This is a genomic window from Finegoldia sp. P3-F-LR (genome assembly GCF_052932165.1).
This window is the reverse complement of record NZ_JBRFJE010000001.1, coordinates 56710-77443: the sequence shown is the minus strand read 5'-3', so window position 1 is coordinate 77443 and position 20734 is coordinate 56710. Positions and strand designations below refer to the sequence as shown.

The following is a 20734-nucleotide window of genomic DNA, read 5'->3' as shown; positions in this document are numbered from 1 at the left end:
CACCGGAGGCGAGTCATGGACTGTGTATTTTGTAAAATAGTTAATGGAGAAATACCTTCTAAAAAAATATATGAAGATGATTTGGTATACGCTTTTCACGACATCAATCCTGTTACTCCAGTACATTTTTTAGTTATACCTAAAGAACACATTTCTGGTGCTAATGATATTGATGAATCAAATTCACAAATTGTTGCTCATATATTTGAAGTAATTGCAAAACTAGCAAAAGAGTTCGATATTGATAAGTCTGGCTATAGAATAGTAAATAACTGTGGAGAAGATGGTGGACAAACAGTACATCACATGCATTTTCACGTGTTAGGTAAGAAAAAACTTAGCTGGCCATAAAAATATTGTTATTTTATTAGAATTGTGTTATACTATTTTGGTATAAATTCTGCTCTTTTGTGAGCATTCTTGCAATAAAGAGGGGAGGGAAACCATGTCAGAAATTAAAGTAGGAGAAAACGAATCATTAGATAATGCTATAAAAAGATTTAAAAGACAATGTGCTAGATCTGGAGTTTTATCTGAATATAGAAAAAGAGAACATTATGAAAAGCCTAGCGTAAAGAAAAAGAAAAAATCTGAAGCAGCTAAAAGAAAAAAAAGAAATTTCTAATGAAATTGATATTTAATGAAAGATTCCTTATAGGAATCTTTTTTTATTGCTTTATTTAGTGTATAATTGTGTTATAAAGATTATTTAGGAGGTGTTATCGTTTTCTATGGATATATTTTCTAATCATATTTTAAGTATGATTTTTTTAGCAGTAACATTTATTTGTATCACACTGCTTATGTTATCAAATAAGAAGATTAAATACGGTGTTCTAACTGCTGTTTTTTCTGTTCTATTTATTTTGTCTTATTATAATCACGGTGATATCAACATAGTGGGTATATTAGTATTTTTAATAGGGCTCTTATTCGTAGGATTAGAACTAATAGTTCCAGGTGGTTTTATTGCTGGAATTGTGGGTGTCTTATCAATAATTGTAGGAATAAGCATGATTATTAATAATCTGTACCTAGCATTTTTGACAGTAGTTATTGCCATAACAATTGATGTTTTGTTTATATTAGTATTTTTAAGTAAAGATTTTGACTCAAGTAAATTCAATAAATTTGTTTTAAATGAAACTAATTCAAAATCATTTACTCAGTCATCAAAAAAATACTTGAACAAAAAAGGAATTACTATAACACCTTTGAGGCCGAGCGGCAAAATCGAAATAGATGGCGATTATATTGACGCTATTACTAGGGGAGATTTTATTCCGAAAGGGTGCGAAGTTGTTGTTAGTGAAATAAAAGATTTTAAAATTATAGTAAGGAGAGTGTAAAATGCCATTTGAAATTCCATTTTTATTACCTATATTAATAGTTATATTGCTATTAGTATTCTTTTCGTTAGTTCCTGTAGGTTTATGGGTTACTGCTCAGTTTTCAGGAGTCCACGTTAAAATCTCACAATTAATTGGTATGAGATTACGTAGAGTTATTCCTAAAAACATTATAAATCCACTTATAAAAGCAACAAAAGCAGGATTAAATCTAACTACTAATCAACTTGAAGCGCATTATCTAGCAGGTGGTAATGTAAATACTTTAGTAAATGCATTAATCGCTGCACAAAGAGCAGATATTGAGTTAGAATTTGAAAGAGCAGCAGCTATTGATTTAGCTGGTAGAAATGTATTAGAAGCAGTACAAGTTTCTGTTAACCCAAAAGTAATTGAAACTCCAAACATTGCAGCAGTTGCAATGAACGGTATTGAAGTTATTGTTAAGGCCAAAGTTACTGTTAGAGCAAACATTGAAAGATTAATTGGTGGTGCAGGAGAAGAAACTATAATAGCTAGAGTTGGTGAAGGTATTGTAACTACTGTAGGTTCATCAGAATCTCATACATCTGTTCTTGAAAATCCAGATTCAATCTCAAAAACTGTATTGAACAAAGGATTGGATTCAGGAACTGCATTTGAAATACTTTCTATTGATATAGCAGATGTCGATGTAGGAAGAAATATTGGAGCGAAACTACAAACAGATCAAGCAGAGGCGGACAAACGAATTGCTCAAGCAAAAGCAGAAGAAAGAAGAGCTATGGCTGTTGCAAAAGAACAAGAAATGATAGCAGAAGTTCGTTCAATGAGAGCAAAAGTAGTTGAAAGTGAATCAAAGGTTCCACTAGCTATAGCTAAAGCTTTAGAATCTGGTAATTTGGGAGTCTTGGATTATTATAATATGAAAAATATTATAAGTGATACTGAGATGAGACAGGCTATTTCTGGAAATAGCGAAAAAATTAAAGAGGATGATAAGTAATGTTTTCTTTTCTATCTCTTGTAATTACGATAATAGTTGTAAAGTTTTTCGCTAATTATTTTATTCACATGAGTAGTTCTAGACGTTACCAAAAAAACTTTAACCGTAAGGATTATCGCAAGAAAAAGACATTAGAAGATTTAAGAAAAGATAAATCAAATACCAAATTATCTTATAATAAATCAAACAATTCTCAATACAATCAAAATAATATCAATAATTTTGAGCAAACAAATAATAGAAAAGAAAATCAAAAATTAATTGATAAAGATTTTTTCGAAGAAAAAAACGACGAATTAGAATTGATTAGAGTTGAGATTAATGATGAATTTAAACATAAAGATGAATTAAAAAAAGCTATCATTATGAAAGAAATAATTGATAAGCCTTTGTCTTTAAGAAATAGAAGATAGTTTGATTATTATGATTAATTATGATACAATTAGTTTAGAATAAATTGTGGCTAAGAGTGGGGAATCCCACTCTTATTTATTTAAATAATTTACGAAAAGGAGATATATGAATAAGAAATATCTTAGGGAACTTATGAATAATGATCTCAGCCCTTTAATTGAAGATACTGGAATCGACTTTTATGATGTAGAATATTCAAATCAAAATGGAAAAAATATTTTGACTTTTTACATTGAAAAGGATGAAGGTCTAATATCAATTGATGATTGTGAGTTAATAAATAATAGAATAACTGACAAATTAGACGAAATAGATCCTATTTCAGATCCCTATTATTTAGAAATTGCATCAGTAGATATAACTACACCATTTACTAGAGATAAAGATTTCAAAAAAAATTTAGGGAATGTTGTAATAGTAAATTTATATCAAAAATTAGATAGTAAGAAAGAGTTCAAAGGTATTTTAAAAGATTTCAATGATCAAGAAATATCTTTGGAATTAGAAAAAAATCAAATTAAAATTGAAAGGAGTAATATATCATCGATTAAGCTTTCGTTATTCGATTGATAGTAATATATGAACAATGATTTTATAAAAGCTCTTGATGAATTAGAAAAATCAAAAAAAATACCAAGAGAAGTTGTTTTCGATGCTTTAGAAAAAGCATTGATTAAAAGCTATGAGAAAAATTTTGATTATCAAGACCATGAAAACGAAGAAAGTTCTGTAGAAGTTAACATAAATAGAGACAACGGTAAGGTGAATTTATATGCAATCAAAACTGTTGTTGAAAATGTTGAAGACAAAAATACTGAAATAAGTTTAGAAGAAGCTAAGACTATTAAACGTAAATACGATTTAGGTGATAAAGTGAAAATTGAAATAACACCTAAAAACTTCGGAAGAATAGCTGCTCAAACTGCTAGAAATATTGTTATTCAAAAACTAAAAGATGCAGAACGTGATAATATTTATAACGAATTTATTGACAGAGAAAAAGAAATAATCACTGGAACAGTTCAACGTGTTGAACGTGGAATTGTCTATATAGATTTGGGTAGAGTAGAAGGTATAATACCAGTTTCAGAACAAATAAAATCTGAAGAATATACTCCTAACAAAAGATTAAAACTTTTTATTAAAGAGGTCAAGAACACTACAAAAGGAGCTCAAATAATATTATCAAGGACAGATAATTCTCTAATAAAAAGATTATTTGAATTAGAAGTTCCGGAAATAAATGATGGAACTGTTGAGATTTTTAGCGTTGCAAGGGAACCTGGCTCAAGAACTAAGATCGCGGTATTCAGTAATGATGAAAATGTTGATCCAGTTGGCTCATGTGTAGGTTTCAGTGGAACCAGAGTTAAGTCTATTGTGGATGAGTTGAATGGCGAAAAACTTGATATTGTTATTTGGTCAAAAGATATTAATACTTTCATATCTAATAGTTTAAGTCCATCTGAAGTTATAGCTACATTCATTGACGAAGCTCAAAAAATATGCCGTGTAATTGTTTCAGAAGATCAATTATCTTTAGCTATAGGAAAAGAAGGACAAAACGCTAGACTTGCAGCTAAGTTAACGAACTGGAAAATAGACATCAAAGGACTCAACCAATACTTAGAATCTTATGGTGATGGTAGCTTGTCTGTTGAATTCGATGGAGAAGTAGATTTTCTAGAATCTAATGGTATTGAAGTTAGAGATGAAGATAAAGAAAAAGTTTTTGATAAAATTAAATATCATGAATCAGATGATATAGAAGAAATTGAAGAAATTGAAGATATTGAGGATACTGAAGAAGATAATTCTTTAGAATCCGAAAACACTGAAATTGCAGAAGATTCTGAAAATTAAATGTATTTAAGTTTTGGAGTATTAAATGAAAACTAAAAAAATTCCTTTAAGAAAATGTGTTGTTTGTGGTGAAAATAAACCAAAGCAAGAACTAATGAGAGTTGTTTTTAATAAAGAAGACGGAGTTTCTGTAGATTTGACAAATAAGAAAAATGGCAGAGGGGCTTATTTATGCAAGGATTTAAAATGTATAAACAAGGCAAAGAAAAACAGAAGACTAAATCAGGTTTTAAAAACAGATGTAGACGCACTTATATATGAGGAGTTAATTAACCATGTAGAAGATTAATCAAAAGGAGGTCTTTGTATGGAAAAGATAAGAGTATATGAATTGGCAAAACAATTGAATGTTTCAACAAAAGACTTAATGAACAAATTAAAAGAAAACAAAATAGAAGTTAAAAGTCACATGTCAACATTAGATAAAGACCAAATATCAAAAGTTAAATCTTTTTATGAAAAACCAAAAAAAGTTCAAAATAATCAAAAGAACAGTAATTCAAAAAAAGAAAATAGACAAGATGTAAATAAAATTTCAAAAGAAAACGTGGAAAGTAAATCGCATACTGAAGCTAATAAACAAGATGATAATTCTAAAAAAAGATTTAAACCAAAACATCCAAGAAATAATGATGATGAATCTGTATCTCATTTCGATAAGATAAAACATAAAAACAAATCTGAAATGAATGAAAAGCATGATTCTAAAGATAAGAAAAAGAATAAGAATTTTAAAAATAACAAAAATAAAAATTCTAACAATAATAAAAATAATACAAATAACAAGAACAATAGAAATAATAAAAATTATAATAAAAATAAAAAAGAAGAGGTCATCAAGAATGAGCCAAAAGAACCTAAGAAATTTATTATTCAACCTACAATTACAGTAAAAGATTTATCTGAAAAAATAAGTGTATCTATTAGTGAATTAATAATGAAACTAATGGAATTAGGTATAATGGCAAATCAAAACCAAGAAATTGATTTTGATACTGCTAGTTTAGTAGCTGGTGAATTCAATGTTATCGTTGAACAAGATGAAGTCGAAGATTTTGATGACGATGACGTGTTTAACCTAGATTTTGAAGATAAGGATGAGGATTTAAAAGAAAGACCACCTGTCATCACTGTAATGGGACACGTTGACCATGGTAAAACATCTATACTTGACAGAATTAGAAATTCTAGAGTAGCTGGTAGAGAAGCCGGAGGAATTACACAACATATAGGTGCGTATACTATTAGAGTTAACGACAAAAAAATAGTATTTTTAGATACACCAGGTCACGAAGCTTTTACAGCAATGAGAAGTAGAGGGGCACAAGTAACAGATGTTTCAATATTGGTAGTTGCTGCAGATGATGGTGTAATGCCTCAAACTGTGGAAGCTATAAATCACTCAAAAGCTGCAGGCGTTCCAATAATTGTCGCTGTTAATAAAATAGATAAAGAAAATGCTAATATCGAAAGAGTAAAAACTGAATTAGCTGAAAATGGATTGGTACCTGAAGACTGGGGTGGAGATACAGTTTTAGTTCCAGTTTCTGCTAGAACAGGTGAAGGTATTGATGAATTACTTGAAATGATTTTAATGGTCGCAGAAATGGAAGAACTAAAAGCTAATCCAAATAGACTTGCTGTAGGTACTGTAATTGAAGCTCAGTTAGACAAGGGAAGAGGTCCAACTGCTACAATTTTGGTGCAAAAAGGTACTCTAAAACATTCAGATATGGTATTTAGTGGACAAGCAAGTGGTCGTATCAGAGCTATGTTTAATGATCAAGGAAAGCAAGTTAAAAAAGCAGGTCCTTCAACACCAGTATTGATTTTAGGTTTAAACGAAGTACCTGAAGCTGGCGATATGATATACGCTGTCAAAGATGAAAAAGAAGCTAGAAATTATGCTCAAAAAATAAAAGACCATAACCGTGAAGAACAAATCAAGTCTTCTTCAAACGTGAACTTAGACGAGTTATTTGGAAAAATTTCAGACGGAGAAACTAAAGATCTTAATATTATAATAAAAACTGATGTTAAAGGTACAATTGACGCTATTAAACAATCATTAATAAAATTAAGCAATGATGAAGTAAAAGTTAATATAATTCACGGTGCTGTCGGTGGTATTACTGAATCTGATGTTAACTTAGCATCTGCATCAAGTGCTATAATAATCGGATTTAATGTAAGACCAACTCAAGTGGCTTTGGATATGGCAAAAAATGAATCTATAGAAATCAGAACATATAGAGTTATATATGATGCCATAGAAGATGTAAAAAATGCAATCACTGGTATGTTAAAACCTCAATATCAAGAAGAAGTTTTAGGTAGAGCTACAGTTAGAGATACGTTCAAAGTACCGGGAGTGGGTACTGTTGCCGGTGTGTATGTTAATACAGGAAAAGTAACAAGAAATGCTGTCGTTCGTTTGTTGAGAGATGAAATATTAATTTTCGAAGGTCCTATTTCTTCTTTGAAGAGATATAAAGACGATGTTAAAGAATTAACTCAAGGCTACGAAGGCGGAATGGGTTTAGAAAATTATAATGACATTAAACCAGGAGATGTACTGGAAGCATATGTACTAAACGAAGTACAAAGATAGGAGAATTATGAATATTAAAAGAGTAAGAAGAATTTCATCAGAAATCAAAAAAGTTATTTCAAGTTCTATAATTAATTCACTAAAAGATCCTAGGATTGACAAACTAAATGTTTCTGTTACAGACGTAAAAGTAACAAATGATTTGAGTTTTGCTACAGTATATATAGCGGTAATAGGCGATGATGAAAAGAAAAAACAAACTCTTGAAGGATTGAATAAAGCAAAAGGATTCTTAAAAAAACAAATTGGTGAAAGTGTAGATTTAAGACATGTGCCACAACTGATTTTCAAAATTGATGAAACTAGTGAGCAAAGTATGCATATTGAAAATCTAATAAAATCAATTCACGAGGAAAATTATAATGAAGATTAATGATGAAATCTTGAAATTTAAAGAGCAATTGAAGGATGCAAATTCAATTGCTCTAATTTCTCACTTAGACCCAGATGGTGATAACTTAGGCTCACTAACTGCTTTATCAAAAAGTTTACTAAATTTAGGGAAAAAGGTATATCCTATTGAGTTTGACAAAATTCCTGAAAATTTAAAATTTCTTCCTAATTTGGATTTGCTATCAGATAATACAGATATTAATATTAATATGATAATTTGTCTAGATTGTGCTAATTATGAGAGATTAGGTAAGATTGATGAGTTATTTAACAAAGCAAAATACAGAATAAATATTGACCATCATCAAAGTAATGAGTTTTACGGTGACGTTAACATAGTAAAAAAAGGATATAGCTCAACTTGCGAATTAGTATTTGATGTAATAAACGAAGTAAATCTACCAATTGATGAAGAAATTTCGATGTCACTTTTAACAGGAATTTCAACTGATACTGGAAGATTTTTATATTCTGCTACAACTGCAGATACATTAGCTAAAGCTTCTAAATTAGTTGAAAATGGTGCTGACATGATGAAAATCAATGAATTAATTTATCAATCAAAAAAATTTGAAGCACAACTTTTAGAAAATGAAATCTTATCCAAGACTGAAATTTATAATGATTATGTTGCAATTGGTTTTGTAATGATAGATCAATTAAATAAGTACAATGTTGAAATTTCAGATATTGATAGTGTAATTAATACTTTCAGAGATACTGACAAAATCAAAATATCAGTATTAATTAAACAACAAACTGAAAATGAGTACAAGGTAAGTTTCAGAAGCAAGGGAAATATTGATGTAGGATTAATTGCCAAAAATCTTGGTGGAGGTGGTCATAAGAATGCTGCTGCTACAAGAATTACAGGGGATTTTGAGACAGTTTCAAATAAAATAAAAGAAGAAATTGATAGATATGGATTGTGTAATTAATGTTTTTAAGGAAAAGGGATATACATCTCAAGATGTTGTTTCTATATGTAAAGGAATTTTAAAAACTAAGAAGATCGGACACGCTGGTACTCTAGATCCTGACGCTACCGGAGTTTTGTTATTAGGCGTTGGAAAAGGAACTAAAATAACAGAATATCTAATGGAATATGGTAAAACATATATATTTGAAATGTGTTTTGGTACAAGTACAGATACTCTTGATTTATCTGGTAATGTCACAGGTTTTTCTGAGAAAACATACGATAAAGAAAAATTAAAACAAATTTTAGATGATTTAAATGGTAAAACCATTGAACAAGTACCTCCGATGTATTCCGCGGTTAAAGTAAATGGAAAAAAACTTTATGAATACGCAAGAGAAAACAAAGAAATTAAGAGGAAATCCAGAAAAATTACAATTTATAATATTGAACCATTACATCTTCTAGAAAATTCATGTATAATCAAAGTTAGATGTTCTAAGGGAACGTATATTAGAGTTTTGATTGAAGATATTGCCAAAAAATTAGATAGATTAGCATACATGAAATCACTTATCAGAGTAAATTCTGGAGGTTTCGACATAAAAGATTCAGTAAAAATAGAGTCGCTTAGAAAATGTAACATTGAAGATGTATCATTTTCAGTCTACGAAAGTTTGACAGAAATGAAATCTATCGAACTTGATGATAATTTATATAAAAAAATTACCAATGGTGTTAGAGTGAACATCAACCACGAAAACATTGATAATGTCAAAGTAGTTTGTAAGAATAAATTTATTGGAATCGGCAGTATTGAAGATAATATTTTAAAAATGAATAAGGTATTTGATATATGCAAATAATTGATTTAGACAAAGATAACGTAAAAATTAATATTGATGCTATCACTTTAGGAAATTTTGACGGATTACATTTAGCACATCAAAAACTTATAAATAAATGTGTTAGCTTAGGTAAATCAGGGGTTATTATATTCAAGTCACATACTTCAGAAATTTTAGAAGATGATAAGTTTAAAAACATATTAACAACGGATGATAAAATAAATATATTAAAAAGAATGAATGTAGATTACTGCTTAATCAAGTCATTTGATAAAGCTTTTTTATCCCTTAAGCCTGAAGAGTTTTTAGATTATGTAAAAGAACATACTAATTTCAAAAATTTAGTTGTGGGCAAAGATTTCAAATTCGGAATTAATGCATCTGGTAATGTATCTACTTTAGAAGATTTTCAAAAAGTTTTTAATTATAAGCTCTACACTATAGATGACCAATTTATTAAAAGTGTACCTATTAGATCGACAACAATTCGTAAATTTTTAATGAGTGGAGACGTTGAGAATGCTAATTCAATGCTCTACAGACCATTTAGTATTATGGGAATTGTCGTCGATGGTAAACATAGAGGAAGAAATTTAGGTTATCCTACTGCCAATTTGGAATGCAAAGAATATATTATACCAGCAGAAGGAGTTTATTATACTAATGTTATTTATGATAACAAAATATACAAAGGCATAACTTCTGTAGGAGAAAATCTTACCTACGATGAGCATGATGTTAAAATTGAAACTCATATTTTAGACTTTAAAGGTGATTTGTATGGAAAAATTTTGACATTAGTATTCATAAAAAAAATAAGAGATAATGTAAAATTTAATTCTGAGATTGAACTTATCAATAAATTAAAAAGCGATTATAATTTTGCAAAAAACCAAGATTTAGATTTACAATTAGAAGATTATATGATAATATAAATAAGTACTACTGTTACATTGATATTCGAAACCTCAACGATATCGCTGTAATGGTGAATATTAAAATTTATGGAGGAAATTATGTATAACAAAGAAATCAAAGAAGAAATAATCAAAGAATACCAAACAAAAGAAGGAGACACTGGCTCTCCAGAAGTTCAAGTAGCTTTATTGACTTACAGAATAAACTACTTAACTGAACATTTAAAGTCTCATAAGAATGATCATCATTCAAGAAGAGGTCTTTTCAAAATGATCGGTAAAAGAAGAAATCTTCTTAACTATCTTAGCAATAAAGACATTGAAAGATACCGTGATTTAATTAAAAGATTAAACATTAGAAGATAATTGAAAGAGCGGGTTTTTCCGCTCTTTTTATTTATAAGGAGAATATATGATAAAAAAATATGAATATGATTTATGCGGTAAAAAAATAGAAGTTACGATTGGAAAAGTTGCTGAACAAGCTAATGGAGCATGTTTAATTCAATCTGGAGAAACTGTACTTCTAGTTACTGCTGTAGGATCAAAAGAGCCACGTGAGGGAGTTGATTTCTTCCCATTAACATGCGATTTTGAAGAAAAACTTTATTCTGTAGGAAAAATCCCAGGAGGATTTATAAAGCGTGAAGGTAGACCTAGTGAAAAAGCTACATTAACTGCTAGATTAATCGATAGACCTTTAAGACCATTATTCCCTGAAGGATATCATAATGATGTACAAGTTATAGCTACTGCACTTTCTGTGGATCAAGATAATACTCCCGATATTTTAGCTATGATAGGATCATCTATCGCATTGAGCATTTCGGATATTCCTTTCTTAGGACCTACTGGTTCTGTAGCTGTAGGAATGATTGATGGTGAATTTATTATAAATCCTACGCAAGAACAAAGAGATAAGTCTGATCTTGAATTAACTGTAGCTGGTACTAAAGATGCTATCATGATGGTTGAAGCTGGATGTAATAATATTACTGAACAACAAGTGTTAAAAGCTATTCTTAGAGCACATGAAGAAATCAAGAAAATTTGTGAATTTATTGAATCAATTCAAAAAGAATGCGGAAAACCAAAACAAGAATTCGTTCAACCAGAAAAAAATGTAGAGTTAGATGAAGAAGTAAAATCATACTGTATTGAAGATTTAAAGAAAATTACAGTTAATGAAGATAAATTAGATAGAGAAGATCACATTAATACTCTTAAAAAAGATGTAGTGGATCATTTTGTTGAAAAATATGATGAAAGTATAGCTTCAAAAGTTTCTACTGTATACGATGATTTAGAAAAAGCAGAAGTAAGACGTTTAATATTAGAAGATCATATCAGACCTGATAATAGAAAACTTGATCAAATTAGAGAAATAACTTGTGATGTTGATATATTGCCTAGACCACATGGTTCAGGTTTGTTTAAAAGGGGTCAAACTCAAGTTTTATCTGTTACAACATTAGGAACTCCATCCGATGCACAAGTATTAGATGGACTAATTGAACAAGAAGATAAAAGATATATGCATCAATACAACTTCCCACCTTACTCTGTTGGGGATGCAAGACCTTTAAGAAGTCCAGGTAGACGTGAAATTGGTCACGGCGCTTTAGCTGAAAGAGCTCTATTACCTGTAATTCCATCAGAAGAAGAATTCCCATACACAATAAGAGTAGTATCTGAAGTATTAAGTTCAAACGGTTCTAGTTCTCAAGCATCTGTCTGTGGTTCAACACTTAGTTTATTAAATGCAGGTGTTCCAATAAAAGAACCTGTTGCAGGTATTGCCATGGGATTGATTAAGGAAGATGATAATGTTGTAATTCTCTCTGATATTCAAGGTTTAGAAGATCACTTAGGAGATATGGATTTTAAAGTTGCAGGTACAAAAGATGGTATAACTGCATTGCAAATGGATATTAAAATTACTGGAATTTCTGAAGAAATATTAACTGAAGCTTTAGAAAGAGCTAGAGTTGGTAGACTTCATATATTATCATTAATGAACGAATGTATAAGTGAACCAAATAAAGAAATTTCAAAGTATGCTCCTAGAATTATGGTAATTAATATTGCACCTGAAAAAGTAAGAGAAGTTATTGGACCAGGTGGAAAAGTAATAAATAAAATAATTGATGAGACTGGCGTGAAAATTGATACCGAAGATGATGGTAAAATTACAGTAGCTGGTGAAAACACTGAAAGTGCTCAAAGAGCCATAGATATGATTAAAGAAATAGTTAGAGAACCTGAAGTCGGTGAAAAATATTTAGGAAGAGTTACTAAGATTATGAATTTTGGTGCTTTTGTTGAAATATTACCTGGAAAAGAAGGTCTTCTTCACATATCTAATATAGCACATGAAAGAACTAATAAAGTTGAAGATGTTTTAAAAGAAAACGATGAAATAATGGTAAAACTTATGGATATTGATGAACAAGGTAAGATGACACTGTCCAGAAAAGCTCTTTTACCAAAACCAGAAAGAAAAGAAAAGAAGAATTTTGATAAAAAATCTGAAGATAAAAATATAGAAGATAAATAATTAATAGTTGAGTAATTTTATTACTCAACTATATTTTTGAAAGGGGACATTATGAAAGTTAAAATAATTAATAAATCTAATAACCCTCTACCAAAATATTCAACAATTGGGTCTAGTGGTATGGATTTGAGAGCTTATACTGAAAATGATATAACTTTAAAACCACTTGAAAGAACTCTTGTACCTACTGGAATATATATTGCAATTCCAGAAGGTTATGAGGTTCAAATCAGACCAAGAAGTGGTTTGAGTATTAAACATGGAATAACTCTGATAAATTGTGTTGGTACTATAGACAGTGATTACAGAGGAGAATTAAAAATTCCTGTAGTCAATTTGTCGAATGAGGAATATACAATTTCATCTGGGGATAGAATTTGTCAAATGATACTTCAAAAATACGAAAATATTCAATTTGAGGAAGTTGAAGTACTAGATGAAACAGATAGAAATGATGGCGGATTTGGCCATACAGGCTACTAATTATGGCTAGAAATACTAAATCACGAAACAAAACTCAATCAAAATCTAATAGCAAAAAAAATGCTAAATCTTCGACAAAATTAATAATTATATTAGTGTTAATTATTTCACTTATTTTTATGGCTAGTAGTAGAGTTGGTGTTTTGGGAATTATTGTAAAAAATATATACTTTAATACTTTTGGCATCTTTTCATACGTTTTTATATCATTAGGTATACTGTATACAATATCGACGATATCTGATATAAACCATGGAAATAAACTAAGAAGAATTACTTATATATTGGCTGTTTCTTCAATATTCGTAATGAGTTTAATTAATATATCAAACTATCCAAATCTTAATATTAATCAAAGGATTGATTTGAATTTAAATTTAGCAAATGACTACAGTGGTATTGGAGTAATTGGAGCTATTATAGCATCAATATTAAACATTGCTATAGGCTACATAGGTTTATATGTTGCACTCGTTTTTTGTTCTTTGTTTTTTATATCTGCAATAATGAATTTAACTTTAAAAGAGTTATTTCAAGAAATTTTTACTTTTGTTAAAAAGACATTAATAGATATAAAAACAAAAAATAAAAAGAACAAAAAAAATAAAAGTATCGAAAAATCACACGAGATTAAGCAAAATAAACCTATAAAAGAAAGAATTTCTAAAAATCCTATTAAAGAAAAGTCTGATTTAAATAAATCTACAGAATATGAACCTCCAAAACCAAAACTCAACGATTATAAATCGAATGAAAAAGAATCTGGAGAACAGCTTTCTGTTATAGATTTTGGTGAATTTTCTGGACAAAGTAATTATACTTTTCCACTATTAGAACTTTTGAAAAATGCTGAATATGCGGAAGATAATGATGATTCTGTTTTACAGAAAGCAAAAATGATTGAAGAAACTTTAAAAAACTTTTCAATAGATGCGACTGTTGTTCAAATCGATAGAGGTCCTACGGTTACTTGCTATGAATTAGAGCCTAAGGCAGGTGTGAAAGTCTCAAGAATAGTGAATCTAGCAGATGACCTATCACTTTCTTTAGCTACAAGTGGAATTAGAATACAAGCTCCAATTCCCGGTAAATCTGTAGTGGGAATTGAAGTAGAAAATGACGTTAAAAATTCTGTAATGTTAAAAGAGATTTTAATGTCTGATAATTTTGTAAAAGAAAAATCATTGATGCCAATAGCTTTAGGAAAAGATATTTCTGGGAAATGTATTGTAACTTCTGTTGATAAGATGCCACACCTACTTATAGCAGGAGCTACTGGTAGTGGTAAATCTGTTTGCATCAATACCATAATAATGAGTATTTTGTATAAGTCAAATCCAAATGATGTAAAACTTATATTGATTGATCCAAAAGTTGTCGAATTGAGTATATACAATAATATTCCACATCTTGCTATACCGGTTGTTACAGATCCAAAAAAGGCAAGTGCTGCTTTGAACTGGGCTGTAAGGGAAATGGAAAGAAGATACCAAATATTTTCAGAAAATCACGTTCGAGATATCAAAGCTTATAATAAGAAAAATAAAAATGATGAACTTGAAAAACTACCATATATTGTTATTATTATAGATGAGTTAAGTGATTTGATGATGGTCTCAGCAAATGATGTTGAAGACGCTATTTGCAGACTAGCTCAAATGGCAAGAGCGTGTGGTATCCATCTAATTATTGCAACTCAAAGACCAACAGTGGATGTAATTACTGGTACAATAAAAGCAAATGTACCGTCTAGAATTTCTTTTGCTGTTAGTAGCCAAATCGATTCTAGGACTATTTTAGATCAATCTGGTGCAGAAAAGCTTATAGGAAGAGGCGATATGTTATTTTTCCCATCATCAATGGCAAAACCTAGTAGGGTTCAAGGAGCTTTTATTTCTGATGAAGAAGTCGATAATGTAGTTAAATTTTTAATAAATAAAAATGAAACTAATTATAAGGAAGAAATCATAGAAGACATAGATAAATCAGAGAGTATTGATCTTGAAGATGACGATACAGATATTCTATTTACAGATGCTGTAGAAATTATTTTGAATGAAGATTCTGCATCAATTTCTCTATTGCAAAGAAAATTAAAAATAGGATATGCTAGAGCGGGAAGAATTATAGATCAAATGGAAGAAAAAGGTATTGTTGGTCCTAGTGAGGGAAGCAAACCTAGAAAAATTTTAATACCTAAAGATTATTTAGAAAGACGTGATTGATATGAATATTGCAAATAAGTTTACAACATTAAGAGTTATTTTAATACCATTTTTTGTGGCATCATTACTAGTATTCAAAACAGACAATTATATACCTGCGTTAATATTTATAATCTCTGCAATAACAGATTTTATTGATGGTCAACTCGCTAGAAGGAAAAATTTAGTTACTACATTTGGAAAGTTTATGGATCCATTAGCAGACAAAATGTTGAGTTGCAGTGCATTAATTGTCCTAGTACAACTAGGAAAAGTTCCTGCATGGAGCGTGGTTATAGTTGTATTAAGAGAACTTACTATTAGCGGTTTCAGAATATTAGCTGCATCTAATGGAGTTACATTAGCAGCAAGTTATTGGGGAAAATCAAAAACTATGACACAATTTGTCGCTATTGTTTTAATTTTGATTAATACTGGGGATAAATTAGGGTTTGCTTTAGATATGTACCTATATTATATATCGATTGTATTAACTGTAATCAGCTTATGTGATTATATTTTTAAGAATGTTAATGTATTAGATTTAAAAAATATATAATTATTTTTTGGTTTGTGGTATAATAAACACAAGAACTTATGTTCTGTTTAAATTTTAGGAGGTAGTCATGGATTTTTCTAATGGATCTGAAAAAGATCAAGCTTTAAGAGAAGCTTTTGCAAGCATTGAAAAACAATTTGGAAAAGGCTCTATAATGAAACTTGGAGATCATGTTCAAAAAGATATCGAAGCTATTCCTACTGGAGCTATAAATTTGGATGTTGCTTTAGGAATAGGTGGCTTACCAAGAGGTAGAGTTATTGAAATTTATGGACCTGAATCTTCTGGTAAAACAACTTTGGCACTCCATGTAGTTGCTGAAGCACAAAAGATGGGTGGTACTGCAGCTTTTATCGATGCTGAACACGCATTAGACGCAATTTATGCTAAAAACTTAGGTGTAGATACAGACAATCTTATCATTTCACAACCAGATACAGGTGAACAAGCTTTAGGAATATGTGATTCTCTTGTAAGAAGTTCTGCTGTAGATATTATTATCATTGACTCTGTTGCAGCACTAGTTCCAAGAGCTGAAATAGAAGGAAATATGGGAGACAGCCATGTTGGTCTACAAGCAAGACTAATGTCTCAAGCTTTACGTAAATTAACAGGTGTTATTTCCAAGAGCAATTGTACAGTTATTTTCATTAACCAACTTAGAGAAAAAGTTGGAATAATGTTTGGTAATCCAGAAGTTACAACGGGTGGTAGAGCTTTAAAATTCTATTCTTCAGTTAGAATTGAAATTAGAAGAGGAGAAGCTATTAGAAAAGGTGACGATATTGTTGGAAATCGTACTAAAGTTAAAATCGTCAAAAACAAAGTAGCACCTCCATTTAAACAAGTAGAATTCGACATTATGTACGGAGAAGGTATTTCTAAAATAGGTACAATATTAGACTTAGCCACTGACTGCAAAGTTGTAAAAAAAGCAGGTGCTTGGTACAGTTATGAAGATGAAAAATTAGGACAAGGTCGAGAAAACTCTAAAGTATTTTTAGAAGAAAATCCAAAAATACTAGAAGAAATTATCGATAAAACTTATGAATTTTATGGATTAAGATCAAAAGAGGATTCAGAGGCTATCAAAACAGAAAATAACGATGATATAAAAGACGAATCGAATAACGAAATAAGTGAGGATGAATTAGACTAGGGCAAGTATTACTTGCCCACTATTTCTATTATGAAGATATTATTTTTTACAGATACACATATAAAATCTAGAAATCCTAGATCTAGAATTGACGATTACGAAGATTCTATTTATAAAAAAATTGAAGAAATAAGAGAAATATCAATAAATGAAAATGTTGACATGATACTTCACGGTGGAGATTTGTTTGATAAAGCAGATGTTGGAATAAAAACAGCATCTAAATTTGGTAAATTATTTCAAACTTTTCCGAAGAAAATTCATATAATAAGTGGGAATCATGATATATATGGTTATAATCCAAACTCTATAGATAGAGCTATGATGGGACTATACAATTCATTAGATGTATTAGAACTAGTTGAAGAAGATAATCCTATTATCATAGAAAGGGATGGTTTGAGGGTTCAAATATCTGGCCAACCATATACTCATGATATTGATTCATCTGATAAATCCCATTATTATCCGAAAAGATTGGATAATATAGACTATCATATACTAATGATACACAGTTTTTTATTGTATAAGAAATTTATTGAACAAATTGAGTATACTTTAATCGATCAAATTATGGATACTGATTGTGATATTGTGTTAAGTGGACACTATCATACTGGATTTAAGACTGTAAAGGTCAATGAAAAGTATTTCGCAAATCCAGGAAGTATCGCTAGAATGACTAATACTGAATCAGAAAGAAAAAGAAGACCTAAGGTCTTGATAATCGAACTTACAAAAGATGATATCAAAATTGAAGAAATTTTTCTAAAAAGTGCTAAAAATAGCAGTGAAATTTTTTCTAATGATAAATTAAATCCGTATTCTATTAAAAACAAAAGCCTACTGGATATAAAAGAAAGACTTTCAAAGTTATCAAGCAATCCGATTATAGACATCAATAACAACTTAAAATCCATAGGAAGAGAAATGAAAATAGATGAAGAAATTATTGATGAAGCCATAAGGAGAATAGAATAATGTATATTACCGATATATATTTAACTAATTTTCAGTCATACGAACAAGGTCATTTTGAGCTTTCAGAAAAAGTAAACTTAATTACAGGTGCTTCTGATAGTGGAAAAACTGCCTTAATTAGAGCTCTATCATGGGTCTTATTCAATGATTACACAACTGATTTATTAATCAGAAATGGATACAATAATGTTGAAGTCAAAATTGTATTTAACAATGGTAATTTTATTTTAAGAGGTAGAAAAGGTAATACTAATTATTACTACATTAAAAATAATCCTGATAATGAAGAGATAAAGAAATATGAAAATTTCGGTAGAGAAATACCATCAGAAATTCAAGATGATTTTCTTTTTAAAAAAGTTAATCTCTTGAACGAGAAATACAATATTTTAATCGCTTCACAATTAGAAAATTCATTTTTGCTGTCAGAAACAGATTCTACAAAAGCAAATGCTATCGGGAAACTAGTAAATATTGATATACTAGACAATGCATCCAGAAATGTCTCAAGAGAAATAAAAAGCACAAAAGGAGAATTAAATTTTAAAAAAAGTTTTATCAACGAAAAAGAAGAATCTCTAAATAAATATGATTATTTAAATGAAGAAAAAATAAAAATTGACAACCTAAAAGTTTTATACAATAATTTAGCCAAAAATTCTGAAAAATTAAATATATTGAAAACATTATCCATTAAACTTTCTGAATTAAATGTCAGGATTAAAAATGGTTATAAATACTTAGATAACTACAAAGGACTAGATATTTGTTCAGAAACTTTGCAGAATACAGAAGATAATATGTCTTCCTTTACAAAACTTAATCAACTATATGAGTATTCTCAGGAAATAATAAAAGGTATCGAATCTAGTAATGTAAAATTGAATAATTTAAGATATACGGATTTGATATCAGAAATTATTGATAACATCGATAAAAATCTTACTTTATTGAAGTTTTTGAAACCATTATATGATAGATTAACTTACGTAAAAAGTAGTTATACCAACTATAAAACTATATTAGAGAAATTTAAACAAGTGCCTAAATCCTATAATATCTTATTAAATACTCAAAATGATATCCAAATTTTAAATCAGTTATCTAATTTAAATGAAAATTACTATAGAATTAACCAATCAATAAGCAATAATAGTCAGGTATTAACAAGTATTAATACATCTAAAGTATCTGATTTAATAAATAGAATTGATAAAAACAAAGAAAAATATATACAACTATATAAACTTAACATTTCATATCTAAAAATTAATAAAATCATTTTAGACCAATATGATAAATTAGATAAATTGAATTCTATCAATAATTTACAAATTATATTATTAAATATTAACAAAGCTTTCGAATTGTTAACCAAACTAAAAATAATAAAAAACACCTTAGATGAAAAACAAGAGATTTATCAACAGAATACTAAAGTATTAGCTGAATGTAATTTTTTAATAGATGACTTGATAAATAAATACAAAGAAAATCTTTACAAAGAAAAAATATGTCCATTTTGTCTAAGTGAAATAGATGAAGATCATGTTACTCAAATAGTAAAGGAGTTAAGAAAATAATGAATACTAATGAACGTTTTAACAACATAAAAGAAAGACTTGATAAAGCTAAAGAAGAAAAAAATAGAGCCGAAATTGCATTAGAGACTTTAGAGAAGCAAAAAGAAGATATACTTAATCAGTTGAAAGAATTAAATATAGATCCTGAAAATTTGGAATCAGAAATTACTAAACTTCAAAATCAAATCGAACAAGATTTACAAAAAGCTGAGGAGCTTCTTCCTGATGCAAAAAATTGATTTAACTCAAATTCAATCCAAAATCACTTCTATGGAAATTAAGTATCAAAGTGAATTAGCGGTAAAAAAATCAATAGAAGAAGAAATATTAGCTACAAAAAAAAGCATTGATGCCCTTGAAAAGCAAATAGAAAAACTTGAGATCATCAAAATGCTCTATGACAAGACTTCAGAATATTCAAGAGAACAAGCCAAAATTCAAATAGAAAACCTTGTAAGTAGATGTTTAAGTTATATCTTTGAAAAAGAAATGAATTTTAAAATCGAAATAAAAATCAAAAACAACAATCCTTCTGCCAAGTTTTTTATAGAAGAAAGCTTAGATATTGATGGTGAGATTAAAACTTTTACCTACGATATTGTCGATGCTAGAGGTGGTGGAGTAGTAGATATAGTTTCTTTGGCACTAAGAATTTCTTTTATCATGCTATATGAAAATAATCTTGCCAATATTATTGTACTTGATGAACCTTGTAAGCATGTTAGTGAAGACTATATACACAATGTAGCAAATTTTATCAATGAAATTAGTGAAGAATACAATAAACAAATTATAATGATTTCCCATAACGCTCACTTATCAGCTATTGGAGATATTAACTATAGAATTACAAATAGAAATAATACATCTGAAATAGATGTTATATAATTTTCTATTATATATCTAAAT

The 20734-nt window shown here is 29.1% G+C and carries 23 protein-coding genes and 1 pseudogene; all 24 read left to right on the top strand.

Features of this window, described 5'->3' with window-relative positions:
• Positions 1-15 precede the first annotated feature (15 nt).
• The 24 genes and pseudogenes from ACU68U_RS00395 (at position 16) to ACU68U_RS00280 (ending at position 20713) form a co-directional block, all read left to right on the top strand.
• Entirely contained in the window at positions 16-351 is a 336-nt protein-coding gene (locus tag ACU68U_RS00395; RefSeq protein ID WP_094203655.1) for a histidine triad nucleotide-binding protein, read from the top strand.
• Positions 352-445: 94 nt separating this feature from the next.
• A complete protein-coding gene (gene rpsU, locus ACU68U_RS00390) occupies positions 446-625 on the top strand; it encodes a 30S ribosomal protein S21 (protein ID WP_002836438.1) in 180 nt (59 codons plus the stop codon).
• A 106-nt stretch (positions 626-731) separates the two neighbouring features.
• On the top strand, positions 732-1349 hold the full coding sequence (locus ACU68U_RS00385; protein WP_094207137.1) for an NfeD family protein: 618 nt from the start codon (positions 732-734) through the stop codon (positions 1347-1349).
• A gap of 1 nt (position 1350) precedes the next feature.
• Complete coding sequence (gene floA / locus ACU68U_RS00380; protein ID WP_094207136.1) at positions 1351-2334, top strand: flotillin-like protein FloA; 984 nt, start codon at positions 1351-1353, stop codon at positions 2332-2334.
• Entirely contained in the window at positions 2334-2747 is a 414-nt protein-coding gene (locus ACU68U_RS00375; protein WP_094205684.1) for a hypothetical protein, read from the top strand. The genes floA and ACU68U_RS00375 overlap by 1 nt, the downstream gene beginning before the upstream one ends.
• A 106-nt stretch (positions 2748-2853) precedes the next feature.
• On the top strand, positions 2854-3318 hold the full coding sequence (locus ACU68U_RS00370; protein ID WP_002836434.1) for a ribosome maturation factor RimP: 465 nt from the start codon (positions 2854-2856) through the stop codon (positions 3316-3318).
• Between the two features lie 9 nt (positions 3319-3327).
• Entirely contained in the window at positions 3328-4611 is a 1284-nt protein-coding gene (nusA, locus tag ACU68U_RS00365) for a transcription termination factor NusA (protein ID WP_094205683.1), read from the top strand.
• Positions 4612-4636: 25 nt separating this feature from the next.
• On the top strand, positions 4637-4900 hold the full coding sequence (rnpM, locus tag ACU68U_RS00360; protein ID WP_094205682.1) for an RNase P modulator RnpM: 264 nt from the start codon (positions 4637-4639) through the stop codon (positions 4898-4900).
• An 18-nt stretch (positions 4901-4918) separates the two neighbouring features.
• Positions 4919-5047, top strand: a pseudogene (locus ACU68U_RS00355) (translation initiation factor IF-2 N-terminal domain-containing protein); the annotation flags it as partial.
• Positions 5048-5482: 435 nt separating this feature from the next.
• A complete protein-coding gene (gene infB / locus ACU68U_RS00350) occupies positions 5483-7222 on the top strand; it encodes a translation initiation factor IF-2 (protein ID WP_394371397.1) in 1740 nt (579 codons plus the stop codon).
• Between the two features lie 7 nt (positions 7223-7229).
• Positions 7230-7595 carry a 30S ribosome-binding factor RbfA gene (rbfA, locus tag ACU68U_RS00345; protein ID WP_002836426.1) on the top strand — a complete coding sequence of 122 codons (366 nt, stop codon included), beginning with the start codon at positions 7230-7232 and terminating at the stop codon, positions 7593-7595.
• Entirely contained in the window at positions 7585-8553 is a 969-nt protein-coding gene (locus tag ACU68U_RS00340; RefSeq protein WP_154272624.1) for a DHH family phosphoesterase, read from the top strand. The genes rbfA and ACU68U_RS00340 overlap by 11 nt, the downstream gene beginning before the upstream one ends.
• Complete coding sequence (truB, locus tag ACU68U_RS00335; RefSeq protein WP_154272625.1) at positions 8537-9400, top strand: tRNA pseudouridine(55) synthase TruB; 864 nt, start codon at positions 8537-8539, stop codon at positions 9398-9400. Before ACU68U_RS00340 ends, truB begins: the two co-directional genes overlap by 17 nt.
• Positions 9391-10317, top strand: coding sequence for a bifunctional riboflavin kinase/FAD synthetase (locus ACU68U_RS00330; RefSeq protein ID WP_154272626.1), 927 nt, complete (start codon positions 9391-9393; stop codon positions 10315-10317). The genes truB and ACU68U_RS00330 overlap by 10 nt, the downstream gene beginning before the upstream one ends.
• An 81-nt stretch (positions 10318-10398) precedes the next feature.
• Positions 10399-10665, top strand: a complete 267-nt coding sequence (rpsO, locus tag ACU68U_RS00325) for a 30S ribosomal protein S15 (protein ID WP_002838220.1) — start codon at positions 10399-10401, stop codon at positions 10663-10665.
• Between the two features lie 46 nt (positions 10666-10711).
• Entirely contained in the window at positions 10712-12856 is a 2145-nt protein-coding gene (locus ACU68U_RS00320; protein WP_446762504.1) for a polyribonucleotide nucleotidyltransferase, read from the top strand.
• Positions 12857-12907: 51 nt separating this feature from the next.
• On the top strand, positions 12908-13339 hold the full coding sequence (gene dut / locus ACU68U_RS00315) for a dUTP diphosphatase (RefSeq protein WP_094223464.1): 432 nt from the start codon (positions 12908-12910) through the stop codon (positions 13337-13339).
• 2 nt (positions 13340-13341) lie between these two features.
• Positions 13342-15564 (top strand): DNA translocase FtsK, encoded by a 2223-nt coding sequence (locus tag ACU68U_RS00310; protein WP_446762503.1) that lies wholly within the window; start codon positions 13342-13344, stop codon positions 15562-15564.
• Position 15565: 1 nt separating this feature from the next.
• On the top strand, positions 15566-16102 hold the full coding sequence (gene pgsA, locus ACU68U_RS00305) for a CDP-diacylglycerol--glycerol-3-phosphate 3-phosphatidyltransferase (protein WP_154271119.1): 537 nt from the start codon (positions 15566-15568) through the stop codon (positions 16100-16102).
• A gap of 67 nt (positions 16103-16169) precedes the next feature.
• The gene (gene recA / locus ACU68U_RS00300; protein ID WP_154254210.1) at positions 16170-17261 is read left to right on the top strand and encodes a recombinase RecA; all 1092 of its coding nucleotides are present in this window, start codon (positions 16170-16172) and stop codon (positions 17259-17261) included.
• 30 nt (positions 17262-17291) lie between these two features.
• Positions 17292-18242: a metallophosphoesterase family protein gene (locus tag ACU68U_RS00295; RefSeq protein WP_094207184.1), complete on the top strand. Its 951-nt coding sequence runs from the start codon at positions 17292-17294 to the stop codon at positions 18240-18242.
• Positions 18242-19825, top strand: coding sequence for an AAA family ATPase (locus ACU68U_RS00290; protein WP_154271120.1), 1584 nt, complete (start codon positions 18242-18244; stop codon positions 19823-19825). Before ACU68U_RS00295 ends, ACU68U_RS00290 begins: the two co-directional genes overlap by 1 nt.
• Positions 19825-20064, top strand: coding sequence for a hypothetical protein (locus tag ACU68U_RS00285; RefSeq protein WP_094205671.1), 240 nt, complete (start codon positions 19825-19827; stop codon positions 20062-20064). The genes ACU68U_RS00290 and ACU68U_RS00285 overlap by 1 nt, the downstream gene beginning before the upstream one ends.
• On the top strand, positions 20051-20713 hold the full coding sequence (locus ACU68U_RS00280; protein WP_094203642.1) for a chromosome partitioning protein ParA: 663 nt from the start codon (positions 20051-20053) through the stop codon (positions 20711-20713). Before ACU68U_RS00285 ends, ACU68U_RS00280 begins: the two co-directional genes overlap by 14 nt.
• The last annotated feature ends 21 nt before the right edge of the window (positions 20714-20734 follow it).